This is a genomic window from Mesorhizobium sp. M0904 (assembly GCF_040319475.1).
Classification (GTDB): domain Bacteria; phylum Pseudomonadota; class Alphaproteobacteria; order Rhizobiales; family Rhizobiaceae; genus Mesorhizobium.
This window is the reverse complement of the sequence record NZ_JAMYOC010000016.1, coordinates 12,345-29,656: the sequence shown is the minus strand read 5'-3', so window position 1 is coordinate 29,656 and position 17,312 is coordinate 12,345. Positions and strand designations below refer to the sequence as shown.

The 17,312-nt window shown below is 62.6% G+C and carries 15 protein-coding genes and 1 pseudogene; 7 read left to right on the top strand and 9 right to left on the bottom strand.

Going from position 1 to position 17,312, the window contains the following annotated elements; all coding sequences use genetic code 11:
• Positions 1 to 24 precede the first annotated feature (24 nt).
• The 5 genes from NKH80_RS17840 (at position 25) to NKH80_RS17820 (ending at position 6,024) form a co-directional block, all read left to right on the top strand.
• Complete coding sequence (locus tag NKH80_RS17840) at positions 25 to 2,481, top strand: penicillin-binding protein 1A (protein WP_352508562.1); 2,457 nt, start codon at positions 25 to 27, stop codon at positions 2,479 to 2,481.
• 167 nt (positions 2,482 to 2,648) lie between these two features.
• A protein-coding gene (prfB, locus tag NKH80_RS17835; protein WP_352882141.1) for a peptide chain release factor 2 occupies positions 2,649 to 3,780 on the top strand; the annotation gives its coding sequence in 2 pieces (ribosomal slippage) (positions 2,649 to 2,714 and positions 2,716 to 3,780; 1,131 coding nt in all).
• A gap of 471 nt (positions 3,781 to 4,251) precedes the next feature.
• Positions 4,252 to 4,638 (top strand): hypothetical protein, encoded by a 387-nt coding sequence (locus tag NKH80_RS17830; protein ID WP_352477462.1) that lies wholly within the window; start codon positions 4,252 to 4,254, stop codon positions 4,636 to 4,638.
• 195 nt (positions 4,639 to 4,833) lie between these two features.
• On the top strand, positions 4,834 to 5,202 hold the full coding sequence (locus NKH80_RS17825) for a GFA family protein (RefSeq protein ID WP_254817105.1): 369 nt from the start codon (positions 4,834 to 4,836) through the stop codon (positions 5,200 to 5,202).
• Between the two features lie 174 nt (positions 5,203 to 5,376).
• The gene (locus NKH80_RS17820) at positions 5,377 to 6,024 is read left to right on the top strand and encodes a YiaD family glycine zipper/OmpA-like lipoprotein (protein ID WP_254817106.1); all 648 of its coding nucleotides are present in this window, start codon (positions 5,377 to 5,379) and stop codon (positions 6,022 to 6,024) included.
• A gap of 90 nt (positions 6,025 to 6,114) precedes the next feature.
• Here the strand turns inward: NKH80_RS17820 and NKH80_RS17815 are convergent, their stop codons facing one another.
• Positions 6,115 to 6,387, bottom strand: coding sequence for a DUF2798 domain-containing protein (locus NKH80_RS17815; RefSeq protein WP_352508560.1), 273 nt, complete (start codon positions 6,385 to 6,387; stop codon positions 6,115 to 6,117).
• A gap of 48 nt (positions 6,388 to 6,435) precedes the next feature.
• Positions 6,436 to 7,320 carry an NmrA/HSCARG family protein gene (locus NKH80_RS17810; protein ID WP_352508559.1) on the bottom strand — a complete coding sequence of 295 codons (885 nt, stop codon included), beginning with the start codon at positions 7,318 to 7,320 and terminating at the stop codon, positions 6,436 to 6,438.
• A 120-nt stretch (positions 7,321 to 7,440) separates the two neighbouring features.
• Here NKH80_RS17810 and NKH80_RS17805 point away from each other — a divergent pair, with 120 nt between their 5' ends.
• On the top strand, positions 7,441 to 8,334 hold the full coding sequence (locus tag NKH80_RS17805; protein WP_352992755.1) for a LysR family transcriptional regulator: 894 nt from the start codon (positions 7,441 to 7,443) through the stop codon (positions 8,332 to 8,334).
• A 25-nt stretch (positions 8,335 to 8,359) separates the two neighbouring features.
• Here the strand turns inward: NKH80_RS17805 and NKH80_RS17800 are convergent, their stop codons facing one another.
• Complete coding sequence (locus NKH80_RS17800; RefSeq protein ID WP_352992846.1) at positions 8,360 to 8,524, bottom strand: YjiS-like domain-containing protein; 165 nt, start codon at positions 8,522 to 8,524, stop codon at positions 8,360 to 8,362.
• A gap of 253 nt (positions 8,525 to 8,777) precedes the next feature.
• On the opposite strand from NKH80_RS17800, the pseudogene NKH80_RS17795 reads away from it, so the two are divergent.
• Positions 8,778 to 10,789, top strand: a pseudogene (locus tag NKH80_RS17795) (BTAD domain-containing putative transcriptional regulator).
• A gap of 45 nt (positions 10,790 to 10,834) precedes the next feature.
• Here the strand turns inward: NKH80_RS17795 and NKH80_RS17790 are convergent.
• From NKH80_RS17790 to NKH80_RS17765, 6 genes are all read right to left on the bottom strand, one after another.
• The gene (locus NKH80_RS17790; protein ID WP_352477469.1) at positions 10,835 to 12,430 is read right to left on the bottom strand and encodes a DEAD/DEAH box helicase; all 1,596 of its coding nucleotides are present in this window, start codon (positions 12,428 to 12,430) and stop codon (positions 10,835 to 10,837) included.
• 190 nt (positions 12,431 to 12,620) lie between these two features.
• The gene (locus tag NKH80_RS17785; protein ID WP_352992753.1) at positions 12,621 to 13,394 is read right to left on the bottom strand and encodes an NAD kinase; all 774 of its coding nucleotides are present in this window, start codon (positions 13,392 to 13,394) and stop codon (positions 12,621 to 12,623) included.
• A 461-nt stretch (positions 13,395 to 13,855) separates the two neighbouring features.
• Positions 13,856 to 14,614, bottom strand: coding sequence for an MBL fold metallo-hydrolase (locus NKH80_RS17780; RefSeq protein WP_352477472.1), 759 nt, complete (start codon positions 14,612 to 14,614; stop codon positions 13,856 to 13,858).
• A 2-nt stretch (positions 14,615 to 14,616) separates the two neighbouring features.
• Entirely contained in the window at positions 14,617 to 15,681 is a 1,065-nt protein-coding gene (locus NKH80_RS17775) for an ABC transporter ATP-binding protein (RefSeq protein ID WP_352992751.1), read from the bottom strand.
• Positions 15,678 to 16,460 carry an ABC transporter permease gene (locus tag NKH80_RS17770; protein ID WP_352992748.1) on the bottom strand — a complete coding sequence of 261 codons (783 nt, stop codon included), beginning with the start codon at positions 16,458 to 16,460 and terminating at the stop codon, positions 15,678 to 15,680. The genes NKH80_RS17775 and NKH80_RS17770 overlap by 4 nt, the downstream gene beginning before the upstream one ends.
• 2 nt (positions 16,461 to 16,462) lie before the next feature.
• Positions 16,463 to 17,305, bottom strand: a complete 843-nt coding sequence (locus tag NKH80_RS17765) for an ABC transporter permease (protein ID WP_502900967.1) — start codon at positions 17,303 to 17,305, stop codon at positions 16,463 to 16,465.
• Positions 17,306 to 17,312 lie beyond the last annotated feature (7 nt).

Genomic DNA, 17,312 nt, shown 5'->3' with positions numbered 1-17,312 from the left:
CCCGAACCAAGGACTGGAGCGGGTATGATTCGTCTCATTGGCTATTTCTTCGGCATCGGCACGACGCTGGCCCTTTTGGTCGCGGCGGGCGTGGCGATCTATATCGGCCATTTGTCGAAGGACCTGCCCGATTATGAGGTGCTGGCCAAATACGAGCCGCCGGTGACCACCCGCATCCACGCGTCGGATGGCGCGCTGATGGCCGAATATGCGCGTGAGCGGCGGCTTTATCTGCCGATTCAGGCGATCCCGGATCGTGTCAAGGCGGCCTTCCTGTCGGCCGAGGACAAGAATTTTTACAATCACCCCGGCATCGACGTGACCGGCCTTGGCCGCGCCATTGTCGTCAACCTGCAGAATGTTGGCTCGGGAAAGCGCCAGGTCGGCGCCTCGACGATTACCCAGCAGGTGGCAAAAAACTTCCTGTTGTCTTCGGATCAGACCTACGAGCGTAAGATCAAGGAGATGATCCTCGCCTTCCGCATCGAGCAGGCCTATTCGAAGGATCGCATTCTCGAGCTCTATCTCAACGAGATTTTCTTCGGCTTCGGCGCCTATGGCGTCGCCGGTGCTGCACTCACCTATTTCGACAAATCGGTGAATGAGCTCACCGTTGCCGAAGCCGCCTATCTCGCCTCCCTGCCAAAGGGGCCGAACAACTACCATCCCTTCAAGCATGCCGATCGCGCCTTGGAGCGCCGCAACTGGGTTATCGACCAGATGGTCGAGAACGGCTACGTCACGCATGAAGAAGGCGAGAAGGCCAAGGCCGAGCCGCTCGGCGTCACGCCGCGCCGCACCGGCAACTATCTCTTCGCCGGGGAGTATTTCACCGAGGAAGTGCGTCGCCAGATCATCGCGCGCTATGGCGAGAATGCGCTCTACGAAGGCGGCCTTTCCGTCCGCACGACGCTCGATCCGAAGATGCAGCTGATTGCCCGCAAGGCCATGCAGAACGGTCTCATGAAGTTTGACACGCTGCGCGGCTACCGCGGGCCGGTCACGAGCATCGACATTTCCGGCGACTGGGGCGTGCCGCTGGGCAACGTCAAGCGATTGGAAGACGTGCCGGAATGGTCGCTCGCCGTCGTGCTCGACAGCTCTGCCACCGGCCTGTCCATCGGCCTGCAGCCGACGCGCCAGATCTCCGGTGAAATCGTCAAGGACCGCGTCGAAGGCACCGTCAGCAAGGAAGACATGAGCTTCGCCATGCGCCACGTCGTCGATGGCAGGACCGTCAAGGCGAAGTCGCCGGCCGACGTGCTGAAGCCGGGCGACGTGATTTTCGTGCAGAAGAACGAGGGCTCGGACAACAGCTACAGCTTGCGCCAGGTTCCCGAAGTGGAAGGCGGCCTGATCGCAATGGATCCGCATACCGGACGCGTCCTGGCCATGGTCGGCGGTTTCTCCTACGCGCAGTCGGAGTTCAACCGGGCGACGCAGGCCATGCGCCAGCCCGGATCGTCGTTCAAGCCGATCGTCTATTCGGCCGCCCTCGACAATGGCTATACGCCCGCCTCCGTGATCATGGACGGGCCGATCACCATCCAGAGCGGCAACACGACCTGGACGCCCAAGAATTACGACGGAACGGTTGCCGGCCCGGCGACCTTGCGCTCCGGTATCGAGAAATCGCGCAATCTGATGACGGTGCGGCTTGCCAACGACATGGGCATGAAGCTGGTCGTGGAGTATGCCGAGCGTTTCGGCGTCTACGACCACCTGGCGCCGTATCTGCCGATGGCGCTGGGATCAGGCGAGACGACGGTGATGCGCATGGTGTCGGCCTATTCGATCATGGCCAATGGCGGCAAGTCGATCAAGCCGTCGCTGATCGACCGCATCCAGGACCGCTACGGCAAGACCGTCTTTAGGCAGGACGAACGCGGATGCTCGAACTGCAACGCCGCCGAGTGGCAGAACCAGCCAGAGCCGGAGCTGGTCGACAATTCCGAGCAGGTGCTCGATCCGATGACCGCCTACCAGATCACATCGATGATGGAGGGCGTCGTGCAACGCGGCACCGGCGCCACCATCAACGAGCTCGGCCGTCACATCGCCGGCAAGACCGGAACGACCAACGACGAAAAGGATGCCTGGTTCATCGGCTATACGCCGAACCTCGTTGTCGGCCTTTATATGGGCTACGATCAGCCGAAAGGCCTTGGCAAGGGCGCGACCGGCGGCGGCCTCGCCGCGCCGATCTTCAAGGATTTCATGCGCGTGGCGCTGGACGGCACGCCCAATGTCGACTTCAAGGTTCCGGAAGGCATGAAGCTGATTGCGATCAATCGCAAGACCGGCATGCGAGCCAACGCGGGCGACGCCGGAACCATCATCGAAGCCTTCAAGCCGGGTACCGGTCCCGCCGACAGTTATTGGGTGATCGGCATGGGTGCGGACGGCTCCAACGCTACCGGCGGGGCGCTGTCGCCGCAGGCCAACCAGGCCATCCAGTCGGGCGGCGGCGGGCTCTACTGACAATCGCTGCATCGGGTCTGGCCGGCTTGACGATGATGGTCGAGCCGGTCCATTCCGCTTTACAGGGGCCGGTACATTACAGGGGCCGGCGCTTTACAGGAGACCGTGCCGTCCCTATGTATCGCGCCACCAAACCGCCATCCAGCAACAGGACAGAACAGCCAGCCATGCGCGCGGAAACGCAAAACATTGTCGACGAGATCAGGCAGGCAATCACCCTGCTGAGGAGGCATCTTTGACTGGGACCAAGCCATAAAGCGGCTTGAGTACCTGAACGTCCGTGCCGAGGATTCGAGCCTCTGGAACGAGCCGCTGGAAGCGCAAAAGCTGATGCGCGAGCGTCAGGGCCTCGAGGAAGGCATTGGCGCGGTCAAAGGCCTCACCCAGGCCCTGGAAGACAATATCGGCCTCATCGAGCTTGGCGAGGAAGAGGGCGACGAGGGCGTCATCGCGGAGGCCGAAGCGGCGATCCGCTCGATGCGCGGCGAGGCCAAGGCGCGCCAGATCGAAACGCTGCTGTCGGGCGAGGCTGACGCCAACGATAGCTATCTGGAAGTCCATGCCGGCGCCGGCGGCACCGAAAGCCAGGACTGGGCCTCGATGCTTCTGCGCATGTATACGCGCTGGGCCGAGCGCCGGCGCTTCAAGGTCGAGGTGCTTGAAGTGCATGACGGCGAAGAAGCTGGCATCAAGTCCGCCACGCTGTTGATCAAGGGCCACAACGCCTATGGCTGGCTGAAGACGGAATCGGGCGTGCATCGTCTCGTGCGGATTTCGCCCTATGACAGCAATGCGCGCCGCCACACCTCCTTCGCCAGCGTCTGGGTCTATCCCGTCATCGACGATACGATCGACATCGACGTTTCCGAATCCGACGTCCGTATCGACACGTATCGGTCGTCGGGATCGGGCGGCCAGCACGTCAACACCACCGATTCGGCGGTGCGCATAACCCATCTCGCCACCGGCATCGCGGTTGCCTGCCAGGCCGAGCGCTCCCAGCACAAGAACAAGGCCAAGGCCTGGGAAATGCTGCGCTCGCGGCTTTACGAGGAAGAGCTGAAGAGGCGCGAAGCGGTGGCGAACGCCACCGAAGCGTCGAAGAGCGATATTGGCTGGGGCCACCAGATACGGTCCTACGTGCTGCAGCCCTATCAGCTGGTGAAAGATCTGCGCACCGGCGTCGAGAGCACCAGCCCGTCGAGCGTGCTCGACGGCGACCTCGACGATTTCATGGAAGCCTCGCTGTCGCAGCGGATCGAAGGTGGCGCCGGCGAAACGGTGGCCGATATCGACTGAGGCGCCGGGCACCAATCCGGCAGGAATGTGGGTTCATCACGCGAGCGTTACGGCCATCGCGCGAGAGTGACGAGCTCTCAATTCGCACTTACCTGTCGTTCTACAACTTTGTTTTTCATCGGATTCTTCAAAATCGATTTCCGCTTTTGACGCGGATGTCTCGGGCCGCCGGTGCCAAGCCTGGAACCAGCGCGAGCCAAATCCCGTTATTGGCGATCCCGTTGCCGGGCTTGACCAGGTTTCGTCAATCAGGGCGGCAGGTTGGTTCCGACTGCAGAGGTCGGCGTTCGGTTGCGACAGCAATTGCTTGCGCCAACCAAGGAATCAGCCCAGCATTCATGCGCTGGGGAGGAAAAAAGCATTTATGGCCGGACGCGGCGTATCTGCGACCTGACGATCCGGCCACTGGGAAGACACGTTCCGGGAACGGGCAAGCGAGATGCTTGACAACCGTTGATAGGAACTGCGCTCATGCTTGCTCTCACAACCAGACCGGCCCCAGTCGCCCGCACGGCGCGCCGACTCCTGAATTCACTTGTCGCGGCAGTGGTTTTGATTGCTGCCGCCATTCCATTTGCGGCGCCTGCTCTGGCGCATGATGCCAAACCGACCGCGGCCATGCCGCAAGGCTGGAGCTATCCGTTCTCCTGCTGCTCGGGCTATGATTGCCGCGAGGTCTCTCAGACATCGATCAGCGAACGTCCGGAGGGCTATGTCATCAAAGGAACCGGGGAGGTCGTGGCCTATAGCGACAAGCGGATCAAGAATTCGCCCGACGGCGAATATCATTGGTGCTCCGTTGCCGGTGCCAATGACGGAAAGACCATCTGCCTGTTCGTGCCGCCATCGTCCTATTAGCGCATGACGCCCAAAGCTTGCCGACGGGCTGACCCGAAGGTGCGCCGGCTTTGGCTCGATGAGCCTTCGATCGGCACTCCAGCACTTTTAACCTGCCTATCGCAGGCTCACAGGCCTGCTGACCGGCAGTTGTCAGGAGCGTTTCTTTATGCTGCCTTTGCCGTACGGGGCGGCGGCATTGTGAGGGACCAATTCATGACCATCAAGGCAAGCTGCCACTGCAAGGCGACGACATTCGAGGTTTCGCAAGCGCCGCAGACAGTGACGCGATGCACCTGTTCCTTCTGTTCGAAACGCGGTTCGTTGTGGGCCTATTACACCCCATCGCAATTCAGACTCACCAGCCCGCCGGAGAATGTTTCGTTCTACCTGTGGGGATCGAAAACCATAAAACACGGTTTTTGCGCCACCTGCGGCTGTGGCACCTTCACCGAGACGCCGGACTGGTCGACAGGCGAGCCGAATTTCGACAATCCGAAGATCAGCGTGAACTCGCGGCTGTTCGACGATTTCGATCTCGACACGGTCGAAGTGGTGGTCATCGACGGCAAGAATCTCTGGTAGCCGGTCGAATTGCGGTGGTCGCACGAGCCGCCGCAGGCGTGTGGAATTGGGCCGGGAAAAGCCGCGGCAACGGCTTTTGCTGCTCCGCTTTTCGCCGCATTTCATGTTACAAGTCGCTGGAAGGGCTGATGCGGTGCGCCGTTGCGCGGCCGTGGAATGGAGAGGGACCACCATATGAAAAAGATTGTGCTCGCCGTCGTGGCGACGGCTGTGCTCGTGAGCGCATGCACCACCGATCCCTACACCGGGGAACAGAAGGTTTCCAACACCGCTGCCGGCGCCGGTCTCGGTGCTTTGGCGGGTGCCGGGCTCGGCATGCTAGCCGGCGGTAACGACCGCCGCAACGCGCTGATCGGCGCGGGCATCGGCGCGCTTGCCGGCGGTGCCATCGGTGCCACCATGGACCAGAACGAGGCCGAACTGCGCCGACAGCTTCAGGGCACCGGCGTCAGCGTCACCCGCACCGGCGACCAGATCATCCTCAATATGCCGTCCGACATTACCTTCAACGTCGACCAGGACGCGGTGAAGGCCGGTTTCTATCCGGTGCTGAATTCAGTGGCCCTTGTGCTGAAAAAGTTCCGCCAGACCACGGTCGACGTGTTCGGCCACACCGACTCGACCGGCAGCGACGAGCACAATTTCGACCTGTCGCAGCGCCGTGCTTTGGCGGTCGCCAACTATCTGTCCGGACAGGGCGTCGATTCCCGCCGCTTCGCCGTCACCGGCTTCGGCAAGACGCGTCCGATCGCCTCCAACGCGACCGCTGCCGGCCGGGCTCAGAACCGCCGCGTCGAGATCCAGCTGTCGCCGCTTACCTGAGGCAAGCGCACAAACCGGCAGCGGCCTCGCAAGGGGCCGCTCTAATGGCTAGGCCGGCCCTATGGCCGCCGGCACCCTTCATTCGTGATGTCAGGACCGGGCCGGTTGATCGACAATCGCGGCAACGATCCGGCGCACGATCGGAAGCACAATCAGCAGACTGGGAAACGCAACAAGCCATGAAGCGCCCCATGCATAGCTCCAGGCCGCTATAAACCCGTTGGTCCAGCCTGCGCCGATTGCCGTCGAAACCGCCGAGACAATCGACGACATCAGAATCGAAAGAACCAACGGCATCACCACCGCGCCGTAGGAGGGCGGCAGCTTTTTCAACTTGAAGGCTTGGTCCGGTGATGCTTGCATCGAAGTCTCCTAATCAGAAAATATGCGTAGGCGTTATTGTGAGGACGATCAGGCGGCATATGCCGTCTGCAGCGCCAGTTCCCGAATGAAGCTTCGCAGCGAACGCGGCTCGCGGCCAAGCACGGCACGCAACGTCAGGCTGTTCCCGCCGAGGCCGTATTTGGCGTAGTGGCTGTGTACTTTGGCCAGCATCTGCAACTGCCTGTCGGTATAGGGAAGGCGGGCCTTCGCCGCCCAGTCCTGAAATGTCGGCTCGCCCGCCGAAACCGGCCGGCCAAGCGCTTCGCTCATCATGGCGACGACCTCTTCGCGGCTGTGCATACCGTCGGCGCACAGCTCGAGGGTCGCATAGGACAAACGCGCTTCGGTCAATGCGATTGCCGCCACTTCAGCCACATCGCGATAGTCGACGCGGGCGAGCTTCGCCGTCCTTGGAAACGGCTCGGCGAAAACGCCGTGCTCGACGACGGACGGCCAGGCCGCCGCGATATTTTGCATGAAATTGGCCGGGTGCAGAATGGTGTATTCCATGTTCGTCGAATAGAGGGCAGCTTCGACGGGTACCTTGCTTGCATGGTTTTCCAGCCTCGTATTGGTCGGCTGGATCACCGACGAAAAGACGAACTTTCGAACGCCCGCTCGCGCCGCTGCCTCAACCATGGCAACCCCCATGGCGGCTTCGTCGGCAGCAAAGGCCGGTCCGATGTGAAAGACACCGTCGACACCTTTCACGGCCTGCTCAAGGCTCTGATGGTTGCGCAGATCTCCGATCGCGATCTCGGATGCGCCGGCTTTCCGGGCTTTTTCGGCACTCGCGGCGTCACGAACAAGCGCCCGAATCCTGGCATTGCGGCGGACGAGTTCAGGCACCACCAAACCGGCAACGCGGCCTGCGGCGCCTACGACCAGGACGGTTGGACTGGGTGTTCGCATGACGATCTCCTTCCCTCGAGTCTGCCTTTCGGCCTGTGCAGGGAAGATAAAATCTAGCGGACTGCGTTACAATTCATCGATTTTGCGATAGTTTATCCCGATTTTCGGGAGAAATAGGCGATGAGCCGGATAGACGATTTCGAAGCCTTCATTGCCATTGTCGAGCATGGCAGCCTGACGGCTGCCGCACGCCGGCTGAACCGTTCGCTGCAGTCGGTCAGCCGGTCCCTGGCGACATTGGAGGAATCGATCGGGGTCGAGCTTCTGCACAGGACCACACGCCGCTCGACGCCGAGCGAAGCCGGAGCGGCCTTTTTCCAGCGCATCAAACCCGCCGTCGAGGAGATTAACGAAGCCAGGCTTCAGGCGGCCAACCGACGATCCGAGCCGTCCGGCATCCTGCGCATGAGCGCCCCGGTTCTGTTCGGCCCGGACTTCCTCGTGCCGGTTATCGCCGACTATATGCGGACATATCCCCGGGTCGAGGTTGACCTCCAGCTTTCCGATGAATTTGTCGATCTCGATGCCGAGGGTCTCGATCTGGCGGTAAGGATCGGCAATTTGCCGGATTCCAATTTACGTGCGAAGCGCCTGGGCGCACTGCGGCGCGTGGTGTTCGGCGCACCTGCCTACTTCCAGCAACACGGCCGACCGGCCCATCCGCTCGAATTGCGCGAGCATGAATGCATCGTACGAACCGATGACGGCCGCCCAGGCGAATGGATGTTTCAGATAGAAGGCAAGCCCCGGCCGGTGAAGGTCGCGGGCACCTTCCGGTCAAATTTGATGATATCGATCTATGCAGCCGCGGTTCACGGATTGGGTTTGGGCTACTCGCCGCTTTGGCAGGTAAAACACCTGGTGGACGACGGCCGCCTGGAACTGGCTCTGACCGAATTCGAGCCAGTGCCGGTGCCGATACACGCCGTGTGGCCGGAAGGCAGATCATCCTCGGCCAAAGTCCGCGCTTTTCTGGACCTGTTGGCATCCCGCCTGGAACTCAAGAACCTTTAGGCGCAGACCAAACTCAACGCCGAGCTTACCTCATTGACATCAAGTTCGTGACTAGAACAGCCGAGGCGGCATCGAGTGCGGGTTGATGGACCTCCGAATGACCGATGTCCTTCAACTGATCGGTCGTCAAATCTGCCAGTGCCCTCCGTCTTGCGGCGGTCCGCCGCCATCCCGTGAAGGCAGCGATCATCATTGCTGCGCCTTTCAAGCTAGACCCAAGCAAGCGTTTGGACATGCTGCGGGCGGCGCGAGTTTCCGAGTGAGCCATTGTTTTGGTCTCCCATTTCGAGTTTGCGCATGGGAGCGTGCCACGCAGACGTTTTCGGCCTGTTCGGCTGGGCGTGAACAACTGGGAGAAGTCCGGCGATCCGCCGTTAAATCGGTGTTAAATCGATCCACCGAGATGCTATTCTGTCGCCGCGGTCAAAGTCTGGAGACGATTTGTGCGCATCCGGTTGCTTGGTGGCCTGGAGGTTACTTCCCCGGAGCACCGGCCTGTCCGGTTCGCCACACGCAAGACTTCGCTCCTTTTTGCTGCCCTGGTTCTCGCGGGCCGCCGCGGCCATGGTCGCGAGCAGCTTTCCGAAGCCTTTTGGCCGGGGCGAAGCAACGGGCAGGCCCGCAATAGTTTGCGGCAAGCGCTGGTCGACATCAGGCGCACGTTCCCCGCCAGCTCGGATGCAGCCGTCTACATCTATGGGGATCAGGAAACCGTTGCGCTTATTGCCGGTCCGGATGAGGCGGACATCTCGATCTTCGACCGGAAATTGGAGCAGGGCCGAACCGCCGATCTCGCCTTCGCCGCCGATCTCTACCGCGGTGAGCTGCTTGCCGGGCAAGCCATCCCTGACGAACTGGACGAGTGGTTTGGACCGTATCTGAGCAAGTATCAGCGCAAGGCGCTGCAATTGGTCGACCGGCTGAGCCTGGCGCTGCCCGCACCCGGCTCAGCCGAAGAGACGGCCTGCGAAGGGCTCGCGGAGCGATTGCTCGCCTCGGATCCGACGGCGGAGGCAGCCCATCGGGCGCTGATCCGCATCCATGCTCATCGAGGCCACGAAAACGCGGCCTTGCGTCAGTTCGAGCTGTGTCGGGCAGCTTTAAGGAAACATCTGAACGCCGAGCCTGAAGAGCAGACAAGCTCGCTGGCGGCTTCCCTGCAGTCCCGTGAACGACCTGAACATCAGCGGCCGGAGCCAAGCTCTGGCGCCGCATCACTGGCGCCGGTCTGGCAGTCCCGACGAGGCGCGACGACCAGCCATCGATTGCGGTGCTGCCGTTTCAGAACCTAAGCGGTGATATCGAGCAGGAATATTTTGCCGACGGCATGGTGGAAGACATTGTCACCGCCTTGGCTCACTTTCGGCACCTGTTCGTAGTCGCACGGAATTCGAGCTTCACCTACAGGGGACGGTCCATAGACATAAAGCAGGTCGGGCGTGAGCTGGGCGTGCGCTATGTGGTCGAGGGAAGTGTTCGCCGGGCGGGCGACCGCCTGCGCATCGCCGGGCAGCTCATCGACACCTCGACGGAGGCCTATCTCTGGGCCGACCGTTTTGACGGGACGCTCGCCGAAGTCTTCGATCTGCAGGACCAGGTCGCCTCGAGTATTGTCGGCGCAATCACACCGAAAATGCAGGAGGCTGAGATCGAGCGTGCCAAACGCAAGCCGACAGAAAGCCTCGACGCTTATGATTACTACCTCCGCGGGCTGGCGGCCTTTGACCGGACGATCACTAGTAGATCGGCCATCGACGATGCCTTGCGCCTCTTCATGAAAGCGATCGACCGTGACCCGGAGTTTGCCGCAGCCTATGCGCGGGCGGCGCGGTGCTACGCCACCCGAAAAAGCAACGGCTGGATGACAGACCGCGCGAAAGAGAATGCCGAGGCTACTCGACTGGCCAGGAGAGCGGTCGAACTCGGAAGGGACGATGCGATTGCGCTTTCCTTCGGTGGATACGTCCTCGGCTACGTAGGTGGCGACCTTGACGACAGTGCGGCTTGCATCGATCGCGCGCTCGTTCTCAACCCGAATCTAGCGGCCGCGTGGGGCCTAAGCAGCTGGGTCAAGGCTTGCTTTGGCGAGCCAGGCAAGGCCGTCGAGCACGCCGCGCTTGCCATGCGCCTAAGCCCATTGGATCCACGTCTGTTCGCTTGGCAATTCAACACCGGGCTCGCTCATTTTTGTGCCGGCCACTACGATGACGCCGCCGCTTGGGCGGGAAAGTCGCTACGGTACCAACCGAACTACGTGAGCGCGATGCGTGTAGTGGCGGCGAGTCATGCCCTGGCGGGACGCCTGTCGGAAGCGCAGCAGACTATGGCCCGGGTCTGCGAGGTCGATCCCTCGCTGCGGCTCTCGAATCTCGCCGAGGTGCTGCCGCCGTTTTATCGACCGGACGATCGCAGCAGATATATCGAAGGTCTTCGCAAGGCTGGCCTGCCGGACTGACTCGCGGCAACGCTTCGCGCGGCCGTGGGACGCGCAAGCTGGATATCAGACCTTGGCGACGATCCGCATGAAGGCCGGCATGTCGTCGCCGAAGCCGACGGTCGCGTCATTGTCTTCCTGGCGCTGGCGGGCAGGGCGCTCGCGCTGCGGCCTGGTGTCGCCGCGTTCGGGCGCGCGCCGTTCGTTGCGATCGGGGGAAGCCTTCCGTTCAGGTGAAGCCTGGCGCTCGCTGTTTTCCGAGCGGATCGCCTCCTTGCGGGTACGCCGCTCGCCAATATCGGCGACGGCGGCTTCGGCCACGACCGGCTGTTCCTCGCTAACCGCTTCCGGCGCTGCTTCTTCGCTGCGCTTGGCGTGGCGTTCACGCGGCTTGCGCTCGCCCCTGTCCTTGGCGTCGTCCTTACGCCCGGCGCGGCGTGGCGCACCACGGCCACGGCGCGGGGCCTCGTCCTCGCCGCCCTCGCTGGCGACGACTGTCGACAGGTCGCCGTCATGCCACTCGATCTTGGTGCCGATCAGCCGTTCGATGGCGTCGATGTATTTGGTGTCCGATTTGGTCGCGATGGTGAAGGATTTGCCGGAGCGTCCGGCGCGGCCGGTGCGGCCGATGCGGTGGACATAATCCTCGGCGTGGATCGGCACGTCGTAGTTGAAGACATGGCTGACGTCGGGAATGTCGAGGCCGCGCGCCGCGACGTCCGAAGCGACGAGGTACCGCAGCTTGCCGTCACGGAAATTGGCCAGCATCTGCATGCGCGCGCGCTGGTCCATGTCGCCGTGCAGAGCGCCGGCGTCGAAATCATATTTGAGCAGCGAACGGAACAGCTCCGACACCTCGACCTTGCGGTTGCAGAAGATGATGGCGTTCTTCAGCTCGGCATCCTCGGCCTTCATCAGATTGCGCAGCGTCTCGCGCTTGTCCCAGGGTTTTGGCCCGGATTTCACCAGCCGCTGGGTGATGTTGGTGGCGGCCGATGCTGCCTTCGACACTTCGACGCGCACCGGCGCGTGCAGGAATTTCTCGGTGAGCTTGGTGATTTCCGGTGGCATCGTCGCCGAGAAGAACAGCGTCTGCCTGGTGAACGGGATCATTTCGCAGATGCGCTCGATATCGGGAATGAAGCCCATGTCGAGCATGCGATCGGCCTCGTCGATGACGAGGATCTCGACGCCGTTGAGCAGGAGCTTGCCGCGTTCGCGATGGTCGAGCAGGCGGCCTGGCGTCGCGATCAGCACGTCGGCGCCGCGCTCGAGCTTCTTGTCCTGCTCGTCGAAGGACACGCCGCCGATCAGCAGCGCGATGTTGAGCTTGTGGTTCTTGCCGTATTTGACGAAGTTTTCCTCGACCTGCGCGGCGAGCTCGCGCGTCGGCTCGAGGATCAGCGTGCGCGGCATGCGGGCGCGGGCGCGGCCCTTTTCCAGCCGGGTGAGCATCGGCAGGACGAAGGACGCCGTCTTGCCGGTGCCGGTCTGGGCAATGCCCAGCACATCCTTGCCGAGCAAGGCGTGCGGGATAGCACCAGCCTGGATCGGCGTCGGCTCGGTGTAGCCGGCATCGGTAACTGCGGAAAGGACCTTCGGCGACAGGCCGAGGTCTGCGAAGGTCAACGCTTCTTGAGCGATCTGGGTGTCTGAGGACAAGTTTGGCGGTCTTTGGCTGGTTCGGGGGCGCAACGTAAGCAGTCGCGGCAAGCGCCGCGCGCCTGCAAGATTGGTATTGCAGGTAGGCGCAAGCCCACGATTTGTCAACACAAACGGGCGGCATTGGCACGATTGTGAAGTCGTAACCTTAATCGCGATGCTTAATTTACGCAGTGGCTGCCGCGCCCGCTCAATACCTGAACTGTTCGGCGAGAATGCGCTCGTTCCACGAATGATTGGGATCGAACAGCAGCGTCGCCGTTGCCGTCGGCGATTCCCTTACCGTGACCGTCGTCACCGCCTTGACCTCGGTGTGGTCGGCGGCGGCGTTCACCGGCCGCTTTTCCGGCTCCAGAATGTCGAAACGCACGCTCGCCTTGTTGGAGAGCAGCGCGCCGCGCCCGCGGCGCGGACGAAACGGGCTGACCGGGGTCAGCGCCAGCAGCGGAGCGTCGAGCGGCAGGATCGGCCCGTGCGCGGACAGATTGTACGCGGTCGAGCCGGCCGGCGTCGCAATCATCACGCCGTCGCAGTGCAATTCCTCCAGCCGCTCTTGCCCATCCACGGTGATGCGGATCTTGGCGGTCTGGTAGGACTGGCGCCAAAGCGCGACCTCGTTGATCGCCAGCGCCGAAATCGTCTCGCCCTCCGCCGTAACTGCCTGCATCTCCAGCGGACGGATCGTTTCGGCAACGGCCGCCGCGATGCGCCCGGTCAAGCCGCTGGCGCGGTATTCGTTCATCAGGAAACCGATGGTGCCACGGTTCATGCCGTAGACCTTCTTTCCCGTGCTCATCGTCTCACGCAGGGTCTGCAGCAGAAAGCCGTCGCCGCCGAGCGCCACGACGATCCCAGCTTCTTCGACGGATGCCTGGCCGTAACGCGCAGAAAGGCTTTCCAGCGCCGCATTGGCGTCGGCTGTACCGGATGAGACGAAGGCGAAACGGCTGGCGGTTTTGCTCATGGCTCTCAACGACAACCGATTGGCGACGACCGTTTGGCGACCGATTGGCGGCGACCGGTTGCTGGGCCGCGCCAGCGCCGGGTTAGCATGGGTGGGCATTTCTGCAAAGGGAGGGAGGTGTCTTGATATGGCGGCCGAACAGGGCGCACTCGCGCATCGTGTCGGAGGACAAAATGATGTGATGGTTAAGGCCCGCTTTAAACTCTCGTAAAGCTGGATCGATCATGTTAGCCGGCAGCGGACGGGCGGCGTGGGGGCTAACCAGTCGAGGCCGATCTATTGCCGCTGGCACGCTTGATTATTGTCTTCCTGATGCTGGCAAGTTTTGCCCTGGCTTTCGCGGAACTGGTGCGCCAGTCGGAGGAAAAGAGTTTCAGACCCGAGCCCACCGCCTCACGCTGCGGCGACGCGGCGGGGACACCCTGTCCGCAAAGGGCGCTTTGACGTTACTACGCTGGTCCTTAACGGGCGAGCAGATGACAGCCGGCCTGGCGCTTTTGCGCGAGATACTCGTCGACAAGCTGGCGATAGCGGACTCTCCCGAAGCTCGGGAAATGGCCGCCATGCACGACCGAGACATCGAGATCGCGCATGCGCAGCAGCGTTTCGACATAATCGTCGATATCGGAGTGATAGACGTCGTCGATCAGCGGGCCGTCATAGACGATGTCGCCGGAAAACAGGATGCCCGTCCTGTTTTCGTAGAGCGCAATGCCGCCGGGTGAATGGCCGGGCGTGTGGATAACCTCGAAGGCACGGTCGCCGAGATCGAGGATATCGCCTTGCTCGAGCAACCGGCCGGCTGGTGCGGGCAGGATCCGGTAGCGCTTCGTGTCCCAGCCTTGCGGCATGCCGTCGAACATCTCGTCGGTGGCATAGCGGTCGGCAACCGTCCATTCGTTGCGCGGGTCGGCGAGGATCCCGGCCTCGGCCGGGTGCACGCAGCGGTCGGGAAATTCGTGATGGCAGCCGATATGGTCGAAATGCGTGTGGCTGGCCACGCAGGTGAGCTTGCGCTCCGTCAGCAGCGGCACGTGGCGGCGCAGGCTGAAATGGCCAAGGCCGGTGTCGAACAGAAGATCGCGGTCGCGGCCGCGCACATGCCAGATGTTGCAGCGGAAGAACGGCTTGATCCACGGCTCGTGGATCAGCGTCACGCCATCGCCCATGCGGATGGTTTCGTACCAGTGGCCGGCGTCGATGGTTGGAGGCGTGCTCATGTTCAGTCCGCAAGCAGGATGATGTCGCCAGCATCGTACGATACCGCGACCACGTCGCCCGGCTGGACTGCCGATGCCGAGGGAACCTTGGCGATGAAATGCAGCGCCGGGTCGGTCGTGGAGGTCCCCAGCACACGCTTGAAGCTGCCATGGAAGACGACGTCGCTGACCTTGGCCGTACCGAGCGCGACAGCACCGCCGGCAGCGCCGAGGACAAGATGCTCCGGCCGGACGGCCAGCGCAACGGTCGAGCCGGCCGGCAATGTGCCGGGCACGGAGAGCGACCCAAGCTTCGTGGTGACGGTGATTTTGCCGCTCTTCGCGTTGGTCACCGTTCCCGATATCAGCGTGCTTTCGCCCATGAAGGTCGCGGAAAAGCGCGTCGCCGGCCGTGCATAGACGCGCTCGGGCGGTCCTTCGTCCTCGATGCGCCCGTCATTCATCACCACGCAATGATCGGCCAGCGCCATCGCCTCTTCCTGGTCGTGGGTGACGTGGATGAAGGCGGTGCCGACGCGTTTCTGGATCGCCTTCAATTCATCCTGCATCTGCCGGCGCAATTTCAGGTCGAGCGCGCCGAGCGGCTCGTCGAGCAGGAGCACCGCCGGCTCGACCACCAGGGCGCGCGCCAGCGCCACGCGCTGCCGCTGACCGCCCGAAAGCTGATGCGGCTTCTTGTCGAAGGCAGTGGCCAGCCCAACCAGCGCGAGCGCCTCGCGCGCCCTTGCTGCCCGGGTTGCTCCATCGACACCCCGCATGCGCAGCCCGAACCCGACATTGCTGCCGACGCTCATATGCGGGAACAGCGCATAATCCTGGAATACGGTCGTCGTCGGCCGCTTCGCCGGTGGCACGGCGGTGCAGTCCTCGCCGCGAATCAGCACCTTGCCCTCGCTCGGCGTGACGAAGCCGCCGAGGATGGACAGAAGCGTCGTCTTGCCGGAGCCGGAAGGCCCGAGCAGGATCGTGTAGCTGCCAGGCTCGATCGTCAGCGAGACGTTCTTCAGCACCGTGTGCTGGCCGAAGCGATGCGAGACGGAGCTTATGTCGACCAGTGGCGCACTCATGCCGGCTTCCTCCGCAACAGCATCAGCTCGAACAATATCACCAGTACGATGGAGACGGCGAAGACCAGCGAGCCGACGGCGTTGGTCTTCGGATTGAGGCCGGAGCGCAGCAGGTTCCAGATCTCGACCGGCAGCGTCGTGTCGAAGCGCGTCAACAGGAACGAGATGACGAATTCGTCCCAGGAGAAGGTCATCGACAGGAAGAAACCGGCGAAGATCGCCGGCGCCATGACAGGCACCGTGATCAAAAGCAGCACCTTCCATTCGGGAGCGCCGAGATCGCGCGCGGCGCGCTCGATGTTGATCTGGTGATCGCCCATCTGGCTGTAGATGATGGCAAAGCAGAGCGGCAGGTTGATCACGACATGGCCGATGCCTGCGGCAAGTAGAGACTTCGGTACGCCGGTCCAGTTGAACAGCACCAGCAGCCCCATGCCGATGATGAGATAGCTGACGGTCAAGGGCAAGGTGATCAGCCCGCGCATCAGGCCCGAGCCCGGCAAGGCGAAGCGCGCAAAACCCCAGGCGGAGAGAAAGCCGAGCGTGACGGCGACAGCCGAGGAGACGACCGCCACCAGCAGCGAATTGACCAGCGCCGAAATCAGCCGCGTGTCGGCGAGCACGGCCTCGTACCAGCGCAGCGACGGCCCGGTGAAGGGCGGGATCGGAAACGAGGTTGCCTGCAGCGAAAACAGCACCAGAACGACGACCGGCAGAAAGATGAAGCCGTAGATTGCGATGGCGTAAAGGCCGGAGACGAGGCGGATGAAAGCGCGCATGGTCAGGCCCGCTCGATCTTCAGCCAGCGGGCGCAGGCGAGGTAGGCGATGGTGACCACTGCCATCAGGATGATAGATAGCGCCGAGGCGAGGGGAAAGTCGCCGCGCCGGCCGATCTGCATCATGACGAGTTGCGGCATCAAAAGCTCGTTGTTGCCGCCGAGGATCTGCGGCGTGATGTAGTCGCCGATGCACAGCACAAAGGTGAGGAAGGCGCCGACCATGATGCCAGGCAAGGTCAGCGGCAGAACGACATGCAGGAATGTCCGAACCGGCCCGGCGCCGAGGTCGGCGGCGGCCTTGCGGTAGCTGGGGCTGAGCTGCTTCAGATTGGCGAAGATCGTCAGCGTCAGCAGCATGACGAAGAAATGCACGAAGCCGGTGACGGTCGCTAGCCGCGTATTGGCGAGCTGCAGCGGTTCGCCGAGCAGGCCGGAGCCGGTTAGCGCCCGGTTGACGACGCCGTTCTGCGCCAGCACCAGCAGCCACGAATAGGAGCGCACGACGTAGGAGGTCCAGAACGGCAGCACCGCCAGCATCAGCGCCAGCCGCTGCCAGCGCTCCGGCACCTGTTCGGCCAGAATCCAGGCAAAGGGATAGGCAAGCAGCACCGAGATAATGGTGACGATCGCTGTGACCTGTAGCGAGTTCACCATCGCCTGCCAGTAGGACGGATTGGCAAAGAATTGGCTGTAGTTGGACAGCGTGAAGCCGCCGCCTTCATGCGCCGTCAGGCTGGATACCGCCATGGCGACGAAGGGCAGCACGAAGAACAGCAACGTCCAGCCGAGCGCCGGCGTGACCAGCGCCCAGGGCAGGGCGCGCCCGCTGTTGGCGGCGTTCACGACCGGC

What these genes read in the sequence shown, in the direction of transcription:
- NKH80_RS17815 (WP_352508560.1), bottom strand. Translation starts at nt 6,387, where the DNA reads ATGCAAGCATCACCGGACCAAGCCTTCAAGTTGAAAAAGCTGCCGCCC.
- NKH80_RS17775 (WP_352992751.1), bottom strand. Translation starts at nt 15,681, where the DNA reads ATGAGTGCGCCACTGGTCGACATAAGCTCCGTCTCGCATCGCTTCGGC.
- NKH80_RS17810 (WP_352508559.1), bottom strand. Translation starts at nt 7,320, where the DNA reads ATGCGAACACCCAGTCCAACCGTCCTGGTCGTAGGCGCCGCAGGCCGC.
- NKH80_RS17805 (WP_352992755.1), top strand. Translation starts at nt 7,441, where the DNA reads ATGAGCCGGATAGACGATTTCGAAGCCTTCATTGCCATTGTCGAGCAT.
- NKH80_RS17840 (WP_352508562.1), top strand. Translation starts at nt 25, where the DNA reads ATGATTCGTCTCATTGGCTATTTCTTCGGCATCGGCACGACGCTGGCC.
- NKH80_RS17825 (WP_254817105.1), top strand. Translation starts at nt 4,834, where the DNA reads ATGACCATCAAGGCAAGCTGCCACTGCAAGGCGACGACATTCGAGGTT.
- NKH80_RS17770 (WP_352992748.1), bottom strand. Translation starts at nt 16,460, where the DNA reads ATGCGCGCTTTCATCCGCCTCGTCTCCGGCCTTTACGCCATCGCAATC.
- NKH80_RS17800 (WP_352992846.1), bottom strand. Translation starts at nt 8,524, where the DNA reads ATGATCGCTGCCTTCACGGGATGGCGGCGGACCGCCGCAAGACGGAGG.
- NKH80_RS17785 (WP_352992753.1), bottom strand. Translation starts at nt 13,394, where the DNA reads ATGAGCAAAACCGCCAGCCGTTTCGCCTTCGTCTCATCCGGTACAGCC.
- NKH80_RS17830 (WP_352477462.1), top strand. Translation starts at nt 4,252, where the DNA reads ATGCTTGCTCTCACAACCAGACCGGCCCCAGTCGCCCGCACGGCGCGC.
- NKH80_RS17820 (WP_254817106.1), top strand. Translation starts at nt 5,377, where the DNA reads ATGAAAAAGATTGTGCTCGCCGTCGTGGCGACGGCTGTGCTCGTGAGC.
- NKH80_RS17780 (WP_352477472.1), bottom strand. Translation starts at nt 14,614, where the DNA reads ATGAGCACGCCTCCAACCATCGACGCCGGCCACTGGTACGAAACCATC.